At 71.9% G+C, this 10870-nt stretch carries 10 protein-coding genes; 9 read left to right on the top strand and 1 reads right to left on the bottom strand.

The window, feature by feature from the left end:
- Window positions 1–67 precede the first annotated feature (67 nt).
- Both glgP and ABD286_RS17010 read left to right on the top strand, forming a co-directional pair.
- Window positions 68–2656: an alpha-glucan family phosphorylase gene (glgP, locus tag ABD286_RS17015; RefSeq protein WP_344195662.1), complete on the top strand. Its 2589-nt coding sequence runs from the start codon at window positions 68–70 to the stop codon at window positions 2654–2656.
- A gap of 150 nt (window positions 2657–2806) precedes the next feature.
- A complete protein-coding gene (locus ABD286_RS17010; RefSeq protein ID WP_344195660.1) occupies window positions 2807–3229 on the top strand; it encodes a hypothetical protein in 423 nt (140 codons plus the stop codon).
- Between the two features lie 12 nt (window positions 3230–3241).
- Here the strand turns inward: ABD286_RS17010 and glgX are convergent, their stop codons facing one another.
- The gene (gene glgX, locus ABD286_RS17005; RefSeq protein WP_344195658.1) at window positions 3242–5401 is read right to left on the bottom strand and encodes a glycogen debranching protein GlgX; all 2160 of its coding nucleotides are present in this window, start codon (window positions 5399–5401) and stop codon (window positions 3242–3244) included.
- Between the two features lie 34 nt (window positions 5402–5435).
- On the opposite strand from glgX, the gene ABD286_RS17000 reads away from it, so the two are divergent.
- The 7 genes from ABD286_RS17000 (at window position 5436) to ABD286_RS16970 (ending at window position 10866) form a co-directional block, all read left to right on the top strand.
- Window positions 5436–5918, top strand: coding sequence for a hypothetical protein (locus ABD286_RS17000; RefSeq protein ID WP_344195656.1), 483 nt, complete (start codon window positions 5436–5438; stop codon window positions 5916–5918).
- Window positions 5915–6694, top strand: a complete 780-nt coding sequence (locus ABD286_RS16995) for an enoyl-CoA hydratase/isomerase family protein (RefSeq protein WP_344195654.1) — start codon at window positions 5915–5917, stop codon at window positions 6692–6694. Before ABD286_RS17000 ends, ABD286_RS16995 begins: the two co-directional genes overlap by 4 nt.
- Before the next feature lie 3 nt (window positions 6695–6697).
- The gene (locus ABD286_RS16990; RefSeq protein ID WP_344195652.1) at window positions 6698–7669 is read left to right on the top strand and encodes a class I SAM-dependent methyltransferase; all 972 of its coding nucleotides are present in this window, start codon (window positions 6698–6700) and stop codon (window positions 7667–7669) included.
- 25 nt (window positions 7670–7694) lie between these two features.
- On the top strand, window positions 7695–8336 hold the full coding sequence (locus ABD286_RS16985) for an acyltransferase (protein WP_344195650.1): 642 nt from the start codon (window positions 7695–7697) through the stop codon (window positions 8334–8336).
- Window positions 8337–8422: 86 nt separating this feature from the next.
- Window positions 8423–8944 (top strand): DUF2231 domain-containing protein, encoded by a 522-nt coding sequence (locus ABD286_RS16980; protein WP_344195648.1) that lies wholly within the window; start codon window positions 8423–8425, stop codon window positions 8942–8944.
- 21 nt (window positions 8945–8965) lie between these two features.
- On the top strand, window positions 8966–9649 hold the full coding sequence (locus ABD286_RS16975) for a response regulator (protein WP_344195646.1): 684 nt from the start codon (window positions 8966–8968) through the stop codon (window positions 9647–9649).
- Window positions 9646–10866 carry a sensor histidine kinase gene (locus ABD286_RS16970; protein WP_344195644.1) on the top strand — a complete coding sequence of 407 codons (1221 nt, stop codon included), beginning with the start codon at window positions 9646–9648 and terminating at the stop codon, window positions 10864–10866. The genes ABD286_RS16975 and ABD286_RS16970 overlap by 4 nt, the downstream gene beginning before the upstream one ends.
- The last annotated feature ends 4 nt before the right edge of the window (window positions 10867–10870 follow it).

Genomic DNA, 10870 nt, shown 5'->3' with positions numbered 1-10870 from the left:
GAAACTTTCTGAAAGATCTGCAAGAAGGCAGCAGCGAAGCCAGCCGCTGGCCCTATGATCCCCTCTCGTGAAGGCGATTCGACGCTTCAGCGTCCGTACTGTCCTGCCCGCCCCCATCGCCGCCCTCGGCGACCTGGCGAGCAACCTCCGGTGGTCCTGGCACCCCCCGACGCGCGACCTGTTCGAGCGCATCGACCCGCAGCGCTGGGCCAAGGTCCGCAAGGACCCGGTCCGCCTGCTGTCGGCCCTGTCGCCGAACGAGCTCGCCGACCTCGCGGCCGACGCCGGCTTCGTGGCCGCCGTCGCGGCGGCCAAGGCCGACCTCGACACCTACCTGACCGAGCCGCGCTGGTACCAGGCGTGGGCGCAGGCCCAGGACGAGGACGGCGCGGGAGCCCCGAAGGCGATCGGCTACTTCAGCCCGGAGTTCGGCATCACCGAGGTGCTGCCGCAGTACTCCGGCGGTCTCGGCATCCTCGCCGGCGACCACCTCAAGACGGCCTCCGACCTCGGTGTCCCGATCGTCGGCGTCGGCCTCTTCTACAAGACCGGTTACTTCAAGCAGAGCCTCAACCGCGACGGCTGGCAGCAGGAGACCTACCCCGTCCTCGACCCCGACGGCCTGCCGCTGAGCATGCTGCGCGAGGACGACGGCACGCCCTGCGTCATCACCCTCGAGCTGCCGGGCGGCCGCGAGCTGCACGCCCACGTCTGGCGCGCGCAGGTCGGCAGGGTGCCGCTGCTGCTGCTCGACTCCGACGTGCCCGACAACGACGAGGCTGCCCGCAACATCACCAACCGTCTCTACGGCGGCGGCGGCGAGCAGCGCCTCCAGCAGGAGATGCTCCTCGGCATCGGTGGCGTCCGGGCGCTGCGCCTGTGGTCGCGCCTCACCGGCGCCCCGACCCCGGACGTCTACCACACCAACGAGGGCCACGCCGGCTTCCTCGGTGTCGAGCGCATCCACGAGCTGACGCAGTCGGCCGGGCTGTCCTTCGACGAGGCGCTCGAGGCCGTCCGTGCCGCCACGGTCTTCACGACCCACACGCCCGTCCCCGCCGGCATCGACCGGTTCGGCGCCGACCTCATCGAGCTGCACTTCGGTGGCGAGCAGGCAGTCGCCGGCGTGCCGGTCGACAAGCTCCTCGCCCTCGGTGCCGAGGACTACCCGGGCGGCCAGTCCGGCATGTTCAACATGGCCGTGATGGGCCTGCGCCTCGGCGGTCGCGCCAACGGCGTCTCCCAGCTGCACGGTGTCGTCAGCCGGGGCATGTTCGACGGCCTGTGGCCGGGCTTCGACGACGACGAGGTCCCGATCACCAGCGTCACCAACGGTGTCCACGCCGGCACCTGGGTGGACCGTCGCGTCTACGAGCTGGCCGACAAGCACCTCGGCACCCACGACCTCGAGCGCGACGACGCCTGGAACCGCATCGAGGAGGTCCCGCGCGAGGCCATCTGGGCCACCAAGCGCGAGATGCGCGAGCAGCTGGTCCTCGAGGCCCGCCGCCGCACCCGCTCCTCGTGGAAGAAGCGTGGCGCCAGCCCGGCCGAGCTCGGCTGGGTCGACGACATCCTCGACCCCGACGTGCTGACCATCGGGTTCGCCCGCCGCGTCCCGACCTACAAGCGGCTCACCCTGATGCTGCGCGACCCCGCGCGCCTCAAGCGACTGCTGCTCGACCCGAAGCGGCCGATCCAGCTCGTCATCGCCGGCAAGTCGCACCCTGCCGACGAGACCGGCAAGCAGCTCATCCAGCAGATGGTCCGCTTCGCCGACGACCCCGAGATCCGCCACCGCATCGTGTTCCTCCCGAACTACGACATCGCCATGGCGCAGTACCTCTACCCGGGCTGCGACGTGTGGCTCAACAACCCGCTGCGCCCGCTGGAGGCCTGTGGGACGTCCGGCATGAAGGCCGCCCTCAACGGTGGACTCAACCTGTCGATCCTCGACGGCTGGTGGGACGAGTGGTTCGACGGTGAGAACGGCTGGGCCATCCCCACCGCCGACGGCGTCGAGGACGAGGACCGCCGCGACGACCTCGAGGCGGCCGCGCTCTACGACCTCATCGAGAACTCCGTCGCCCCGCGGTTCTACGACACCGACGAGGCCGGCCTGCCGCAGAACTGGCTGTCCATGATCAGCCACACCCTGCGCACCCTCGGGCCGAAGGTGCTCGCCAGCCGCATGGTCCGCGACTACACGACCCAGCTCTACGGGCCCGCCGCCCGCGCTGGCTGGGCCGCGTCCGGCAACTCCTTCGAGGGCGCTCGCGACCTCGCGGCCTACAAGTCCACGGTCCGCTCCGCGTGGCCGTCGGTGCAGGTCGACCACGTCGAGTCCTCGGGCGTCTCGGACTCACCGCAGATCGGCGAGACCCTGCACGTGCGCGCCTACGTGTCGCTCGGCGAGCTGACCCCCGACCAGGTCGAGGTCCAGGTCGCGCACGGCACGGCGCGCGACTCCGACGAGCTGCGCGACGTGCAGTACGCGCCGCTGGAGTTCGTCGAGTCCTACGAAGGTGGCCGCCACCAGTTCGCCGGCGACCTCGCCCTCGCCCGCACCGGCGCCTTCGGCTACACCGTCCGGGTGCTGCCCAGGCACGCCGGCCTGGCCAGCACGAGCGAGCTCGGCCTGGTGGCCAACGCCTGACGCCACCACCTGCCACACCCGGCTGTGCCGCGCGTCCTGAGGGCGCGCGGCACAGCTGCGTCCGGGTTCGGACGCGGCGTCGCCGCAACGGTCATCGCCGACCTCGCTGGCTGAGGGGCGCCCGGGCCGGGGTTCTGCGACGATCGACCGATGGGGGCACGCAGGGCTCGGCACCGACGGGTGCCTCGGGGAGTCAACAGTGCTCGTGGCTGGAGCCGGGTCGCCCGGGCGTACGCGGTCGAGGCCGTCGGTGTCCTCGTGGCAGCCGTCGTGCTCGCGCTGCTGCTGCTGGTCCCCGCCACCGAGGGGGCCGGGGAGGTGGCCCTGTGGGGCTTGCTCCTCCTGACGGTGCTGGTGCCGGTCGTGGCGGCCAGCGCGATCATCGTCTGGTGCGTGCGGCTGCGCATCGCGCCGGTGGGTCTGGTCACCGCCGCGCTCCTGGTGGCGTGGGGGTGGGGTGTGGTGGGCCGCGCCGAGTCGGTCGTCCCGTGGTGGGTGCTCGGCCTCGTGCTCTCACCGGCGGTGGCCGCCCTGGTCACCCACCCGCGTCCCCACCGAGCCGACGAGGACTGACCGCGTCCCGACTCAGGTCTGGTCGACGGCGCGGTAGACCTGCAGGCTGGCACCCCTGACGGCGACCACGCCCGGGTCGACCACGGGCGCGGGGCCGTCCGCGGGGCGTTCGTCGGCGGAGTCCCAGAGCAGCTCGTAGCCGGTCAGGCCGGGCACCGTCGGCAGGGTGACCTTGCCGTCCTCGGCGTCACCGCGCAGCACCAGCAGCAGCGAGTGGTGCTCGAGCCAGGCGCCGTTGAGGTACATCAGCAGGGTCCGGGTGGACGGATCCTCCCAGCGGCCGTTGACCATCGGGTCGCCGTCGGCGCCGAACCACGAAAGGTCGGTCGAGCCGTCGGCGTGGACGGCGCGTCCGGTGAAGAAGGTCCGCTGGCGCAGCACGGGGTGGTCGGCCCGCAGCCGGGTGAGGAAGCCGGTGGTCGCGAGCAGGTCCTGCTGCCAGTCCTCGAACCCCCAGTCGAACCACGACACCTCGTTGTCCTGGCAGTAGGGGTTGTTGTTGCCGCCCTGCGAGCGCCCGAACTCGTCGCCCGCGTTGAGCATCGGCACCCCGGTGGCCAGCAGCGTGGTGGCGAGCAGGTTGCGCATCGAGCGCCGGCGCGCGGCCTCGATGTCGTCCTTGCGTTCGTCCCCGGCGTCCACCGGCCCCTCGACCCCGTGGTTCCAGGACCGGTTGCCGTCCGTCCCGTCGCGGTTCCCCTCACCGTTGGGCCCGTTGTGCTTGGAGTTGTATGCCGTGAGGTCGGCGACCGTGAACCCGTCGTGGGCGGCGACGAAGTTCACCGACGCGACCGGCCCGCGGTCGCGGGCGCCGAAGAGGTCCTGGGACCCTGCCATCCGGGTGCCCAGCTCACGGATGCCGTGGCCCTCGTTGCCGTGCACCTGAGTCGCGACGTCCTGCAGCCAGAAGGTCCGGACGGCGTCGCGGAAGCGGTCGTTCCACTCGGCGAAGGGCGGGGGGAACTGCCCCGTGCGCCAGCCGTGGATGCCGACGTCCCAGGGCTCGGCGATGAGCTTCACCCGCGACAGGACCGGATCGGTGCGCAGGGCCACGAGGAACGGGTGGTTGGGGTCGTAGTCGTCGTTCTGCCCGCGCCCGAGGGCGACCGCCAGGTCGAACCGGAAGCCGTCGACGTGGCACTCGTCCACCCAGTAGCGCAGCGAGTCCAGGACCATCTTGCAGACCATGGCGTGCCGCAGGTCCAGGGTGTTCCCGCAGCCGGTGACGTCGATGTCCTGTCCGCGGTCGTCGAGGCGGTAGTAGGCGCGGTTGTCCAGCCCGCGCCACGACAGCGAGGCGCCCTGCCGGGACTGCTCGGCCGTGTGGTTGTAGACGACGTCCAGCAGGACCTCGATGCCCTCGGCGTGCAGGATCTTCACCATGCCCTTGAACTCGTCGAGGGCGCCCTGCGGGTCGGTGGTCGAGGCATAGGGGGAGTGCGGGGCGAAGAAGCCCAGGGTGTTGTAGCCCCAGTGGTTCGTCAGCCCGCGACGGCTCACCTCGGGCTCGGACGCGAAGGCGTGCACCGGCAGCAGCTCGACCGCGGTCGCGCCCACCGCCTTGAGGTGGGCGATGACCGCCGGGTGGCACAACCCGGCATACGTGCCACGCAGGTGGTCGGGCACCTCGGGGTGGAGCATCGTGAGGTTCCGGACGTGCGCCTCGTAGACGACGGAGTCGGCGAGCGGGGTGTGGGGGTGGCGGTCGTCGCCCCAGTCGAAGCGGTCCTCGACCACGACGCAGCGGGGCACCGAGCCGGCGCTGTCGAGGCTCCCGCGGAGCACGTCGTCACCCTTGAGCCGCGCGTCGACGGCGTGGGCGTAGACCTCAGGGGACCAGTCGACGTCGCCCTCGATGGCGCGGGCGTAGGGGTCCAGGAGGAGCTTGTGGGGGTTGTAGCGCAGGCCCTCCTGAGGGCGCCACGGACCGTCGGCGCGCACGCCGTACCGCTGACCCGCGGTCACGCCGGGGAGGAAGCCGAACCACGTCCCGTGGGTGCGCTCGGTCAGGGGGACGCGCCGCTCCGTCGAGCCGTCGCTGTCACCGGCGTCGAAGAGGCAGACCTCGACCGACTCTGCGTGCCCGGCGTACACCGCGAACTCCGCGCCACCCTCGACGAGGGTCATGCCGAGGGTGGGGGGAAGGTCACGCGGGCGCGTGGCAGGCGACATGGTCCTCAGCCTAGGTAGTGGTTACGGTTGGCGCATGACTGATCCCACGTCGCTGCCCAACTTCCCGCCGCCCGCGGACGAGCACCCCCTCCGCGGACGCGTCCTGGACGCCCTGATCGACATGGGGCTCGCGCCCGACATCGACGGTGACGGCGACGTCGCGTTCACCGTGCAGGACCAGCAGCTGTTCGTCCGCTGCACCGAGGGCGACTTCCAGATCATGCGCCTCTTCGGCCAGTGGGCCATCAGCGACTCGGTGCCCAGCGACCCGCTGACGCGGCTGGCGACCTGCAACGAGATCACCCTCCAGCTCAACATCGTCAAGGCCGGCCTCGCCAACGACACCCTTGTCGTCACCGGTGAGCACATCGTCACCCCCAGCACCGACGTCCCCGGCCTCGTGAACGTCACCATCCAGCTGGTCCTCGCGGGCGTGCAGATGTGGCACGAGCGCATCATGGGCGGCGAAGCCGGTCCGACGGAGGGCGAGCCGCCGACGGACGGGGCTCCCGCGTGAGCGACCTCGTCTCCGTCGAGGTCGAGGGCGGCATCGCGACGATCCTGCTGAACCGCCCGCCGATGAACGCCCTCAACCGTGAGGTCCAGGCGGCGCTCGCGGCCGCCGCCGTCGAGGTGGGGGAGCGCAAGGACGTCTCCGGCGTGATCATCTACGGCGGCGAGAAGGTCTTCGCCGCCGGTGCCGACATCAAGGAGATGGAGACCATGTCGTACACCGACATGGCCGACCACTCCGGCGCCCTCCAGGACTTCACCAAGGCCCTGTCCCGCATCCCGAAGCCGACGGTCGCCGCGATCACCGGCTACGCCCTCGGTGGGGGCTGCGAGGTCGCGCTCGCGTGCGACTTCCGCGTCGCCGCCTCGAACGCCAAGCTCGGCCAGCCGGAGATCCTGCTCGGGATCATCCCCGGAGCCGGTGGCACCCAGCGGCTCGCCCGTCTCGTCGGCCCGGCAAAGGCCAAGGACATCATCTTCTCCGGCCGGTTCGTGTCCGCCGACGAGGCGCTCGCGATCGGCCTCGTCGACGAGGTGGTCGAGGCGCAGGACGTGTATGCCGCCGCGCGGGCCCGGCTCGCGCCCTACGTCGGCGGCCCGGCCTACGCCATCCGTGCCGCCAAAGAGGCGATCGACCGGGGGATCGAGGTCGACCTCGACACCGGCCTGGAGATCGAGCGGATGCTCTTCGCGTCGCTGTTCGCCACCAAGGACCGGGCGACGGGCATGACGTCGTTCGTCGAGAACGGACCCGGCAAGGCGAAGTTCGAGGGCGCCTGACCGATGGCCTCCCGCTCCACCTCCGGTCCCGCGGGCGGCGCGCCCGCGAGCCGCGAGGACGTCTCGAGAGCCTTCGAGGACAACAAGCTCGCCCAGGTGCTCTACCACGACTGGGAGGCGCAGACCTACGACGACAAGTGGTCGATCTCCTTCGACGAGCGCTGCATCGAGTACGCCCGTGACCGCTTCGAGGCGGTCACGGGCACGCCCGATCCGCTGCCCTACGCCACTGCGCTCGAGCTCGGGGCCGGCACCGGCTTCTTCTCGCTCAACCTCAAGCAGGCGGGCATCCTCGACGAGGTCCACGTGACCGACCTGTCTCCGGGGATGGTCGAGGCGGCGCGGGCGAACGCCGGGAAGCTCGGATTCGCCGTCGAGGGGCGGGTCGCGGATGCCGAGCGCATTCCCTACGACGACAACACCTTTGACATCGTCGTGGGTCACGCGGTGATCCACCACATCCCCGACGTGGAGGCAGCGTTCGCCGAGATGCTGCGGGTGCTCAAGCCTGGTGGCAGGTTCGTCGTCGCCGGCGAGCCGACCCGCATCGGTGACTGGTACGCCCGCCGCCTCGGCCGGATCACGTGGCACGCGACCAGGGCGATCACGGCCCTGCCGCCCCTGCGAGCCCAGTGGGCCAAGGACGCGGAGGCGCTCGACGAGTCGTCCCGGGCGGCGGCGCTGGAAGCCGTCGTGGACCTGCACACCTTCGACCCCGACGAGCTCGCCCGGATGGCACTGCGCGCCGGCGCCGTGGACGTCCGGACGCAGACCGAGGAGCTGACCGCGGCCTTCCTCGGGTGGCCGGTGCGCACCTTCGAGGCTGCCGTGAAGCCCGGTGCCCTCGGCTGGGGCTGGGCGATGTTCGCCTACGGCTCGTGGCGACGACTGTCCGTCGTCGACCGGGTGCTGGCGCGGGCGGTGCCGGCCAGGTTCTTCTACAACGTCGGGATCACCGGCGTGAAGCCCGGCTGAGGTGGACGCCGCGGCCGATGCCGACATGACGCCGGCCGAGCACGGGGCGGGCGGCTCGCTCGGGCCGTGGGGACTGCCCCGGCCCCTGCTGTGGGTGCGGTGGGTGGGCTGGGCCCTGTCCCACCGGGCGTTCACGCGCCACCACCTGCTCAGCTACGTGCGGATGGCCCGAGCGAGTGCGCGCTACCCGTCCCTGAGGTTCGAGGGCCCGTGCTTCATCGGCCCCGACGTGCGCTTCGAGGTCCGCGAGGGGTACGGACGCCTTGTCGTCGGCGCCTACTCCCACTTCGGTGCCCATGCGCGGGTCCGTGCCCACGAGGGGACGCTGCGGATCGGCGCCAAGTCCGTGATCGGCATACGCAACACCATCAACTGCTGGCTCGACATCTCCATCGGCGACGCCTGCCTGCTCGGCGACGACGTCTACGTCTGCGACTTCGACCACGTCACCGACCGGCTCGACGTCCCGATCAAGGACCAGGGCATCGTCAAGTCCCCGGTGCGCATCGGCGACGACGTCTGGATCGGGACCAAGGTCGTCGTGACGCGCGGTACCCGCATCGGCTCCCACAGCGTCGTCGCGGCGTCGGCCGTCGCGCGCGGCGAGTACCCCGAGCTCTCCGTCGTCGCCGGCGTGCCGGGCCGGGTCGTCAGGTCTCGGAGCTGACCCGCGTCCCACGCCCGCGCTCTTGAGAATCGGTTGAGAAACGCGGGGGAGGCTGTGGCCTCCAGCCCTGACGACCAGGAGAAACCATGCCCAGCACCATCCTCGGCCTGCCCGTCCACCCCCTGATCGTGCACGCCGTCGTGGTGCTCGTCCCGCTGGCCGCGCTGCTGCTCGCGGCGTCGGCGGTCTCGCCACGGTTCCGCCGCTGGGCGCGGTACGCCACCCCGGCCGCGGCGCTCGTCGGACTCGTGCTGGTGCCGCTGGCGACGAGCAGCGGTGAGAACCTCGAGCACACCGTGCAGGAGACCGCCCTCCTGCGCGAGCACACCGAGCTCGGCGACACCCTGCTCCCGTTCATGATCGTGGTGACCGTCCTCGCGTTCGCGCTCGCGTGGATCGAGCTGCGCGGCACCCGCGGTGGGGACGGAGGCCAGGCCGCCCGCTGGGCCTCGCCCGTGGTGATGCGGATCGTCGCGGTCGTCGCCGTCGTGGCCGCGCTCGGGACCCTCGTCCAGGTCGGACGGATCGGCCACAGCGGAGCCAAGTCGGTGTGGAGCCAGACCGCGACCTCCGGCGGCGGTTCGGACGAAGGCGCCCCGGCCCGCTGAGCCACTGCCATGCTGGACGACATGGGAGACGCCGCGGGCACCGGTCTGCTGCTCGTCGAGGACGACCGTGAGCTCAGTGGCCTCCTCGTGCGGCTCTTCGAGGGGCAGGGGTATGCCGTGCAGGCCGTGCGTGACGTCCAGTCCGGTCTGCACGCGGCCCTGACCGGCGTGCACGCGGTCATGGTCGTCGACCGGCGCCTGCCGGACGGCGACGGGGTCGACCTCGTCTCCCGGCTCCGTCGCCAGGGCGTGACCACCCCCGTGCTCGTCCTCACCGCCCACGGCACCGTGCGTGACCGGGTCGAGGGACTCGACGGGGGAGCGGACGACTACCTCGTGAAGCCCTTCGACTCCGCCGAGCTGCTCGCCCGGGTGCGGTCGCTGCTGCGGCGCCACCTCGACGACGGTGCCGTGGTGCTGCCGCTCGGTGCAGCCCGGCTGGACACGACGACGAACCTCGTGACCGTTCCCGGGCGGGCACCGGTCGAGCTCTCCCCGGCCGAGGCCGCGTTCCTCGCCCAGCTGGCCCGCAGGCCCACCCGCGTCTTCTCGCGGGACGAGCTGCGGGACTCGCTGGCACCGGGCACGCGGAGCCTGTCCCTGGTCGACACCTACGTCTACGGCATCCGGCGCAAGCTCGGGCGCGAGGTCGTCCGGACGGTCCGGGGCGTGGGCTACCGCGCAGGTGAGCTGGGCGAGGCGTGAGCACCGACGCCTTCGAACGGGCCCGCCGCGTCATCGCCCTGCAAGCCCTGGCCGGAGTGGTGGCCGGCGTGCTCGTCGCGGGAGCGGCGACCGTGGGCCTGGTGCTGGTGGGGCAGCACCGTGAGGTGCAGTCGCAGCTGACCGCGTTGCTGGCCGTTCCGGACGCCAGGTCCGTCCCGTCGGGGACCTGGGTCGTCCGCATCGGGTCCGACGGCGTGCGCACCGCGTCCGCCGGGGCGCCGTCCTCGCTGCCCACCGCGGACGACCTCGAGCTGGCCAGGAGGGGCACCGAGGTCGACCGCGAGGCGTACATCGGCGATGCCGAGTACCAGACGCGCACACGGACGGTGGACGGCTCGGTGGTGCAGGCCGGCGTCGACATCGCCCCGTACGAGTCCGAGCGGCACCGTCTCCTGATCGCCCTGGCCGCAGCGGGCGCGGTGGCCGCCCTCGTCGCCCTCGTCACCGGCGGACGGCTCGGTCGCCGAGCCGTCTCGGTGTGGGACGAGGCGCTGCTGCGCCAGCGCCGGTTCATCGCCGACGCCAGCCACGAGCTGCGAACTCCGTTGGCCCGCTTGGCCCTTCGCGCCGACCTGCTCCACGACGCACTGCGCGGGAAGCCGGCTTCCGCCGAGCTGGCTGCGGAGGTCGATCTCCTGAGGAGGGAGGCGGCCGCGCTCGCCGACATCGTCGAGGACCTGCTGCACGCAGCCGAGGTGGACGCCTCACCGGAGGCCGGAGAGCTGGTCGACCTCCTCGGGCTCGTCGAGGAGGTCCTCGACCTCGACCACCAGCTGTCCACGCAGCGCGGGGTGCGCCTGGCGGCCGATCTCCGTGCGGTCGCGCCGGTGCGCGGTGCGCACGCAGCCCTGCGTCGGGTGGTGGACGCGCTCGTCGACAACGCCCTGCACCACGCCGAGACCGCGGTGACGGTGCGGTTGGTCGACGAGGGTGCTGATGTCGTCCTCACCGTGGCTGACGACGGCCCCGGCATCGACCCAGGGGCGGCGAGCCGGATCTTCGACCGCTTCGCCAAGGACGCGGCGTCGCCCGGCTTCGGTCTGGGTCTCGCGCTGGTCCGCGAGGTCGTCGAGCGTCACGCAGGCACGGTGCGCGTCCTCGCCGTCGAGCGAGGTTCGACCTTCGAGGTGCGCCTGCCTGCCGAACCCGAGGAGCGAGCAGTCGCTCCCGAGTCCGCCTGGACCCACCCGGCCTGAACCG

The organism is Pedococcus aerophilus, from assembly GCF_039532215.1.
Taxonomy (GTDB): domain Bacteria; phylum Actinomycetota; class Actinomycetes; order Actinomycetales; family Dermatophilaceae; genus Pedococcus; species Pedococcus aerophilus.
The sequence above is the reverse complement of the archived record's forward strand: the minus strand, read 5'-3'. Positions and strand labels throughout refer to the sequence as shown.

Coding starts and splice junctions, on each gene's coding strand:
- ABD286_RS16985 (WP_344195650.1), top strand. CDS start 7,695: ATGACGCCGGCCGAGCACGGGGCGGGCGGCTCGCTCGGGCCGTGGGGA.
- ABD286_RS16980 (WP_344195648.1), top strand. CDS start 8,423: ATGCCCAGCACCATCCTCGGCCTGCCCGTCCACCCCCTGATCGTGCAC.
- ABD286_RS16990 (WP_344195652.1), top strand. CDS start 6,698: ATGGCCTCCCGCTCCACCTCCGGTCCCGCGGGCGGCGCGCCCGCGAGC.
- ABD286_RS17010 (WP_344195660.1), top strand. CDS start 2,807: ATGGGGGCACGCAGGGCTCGGCACCGACGGGTGCCTCGGGGAGTCAAC.
- ABD286_RS17000 (WP_344195656.1), top strand. CDS start 5,436: ATGACTGATCCCACGTCGCTGCCCAACTTCCCGCCGCCCGCGGACGAG.
- glgX (WP_344195658.1), bottom strand. CDS start 5,401: ATGTCGCCTGCCACGCGCCCGCGTGACCTTCCCCCCACCCTCGGCATG.
- ABD286_RS16975 (WP_344195646.1), top strand. CDS start 8,966: ATGGGAGACGCCGCGGGCACCGGTCTGCTGCTCGTCGAGGACGACCGT.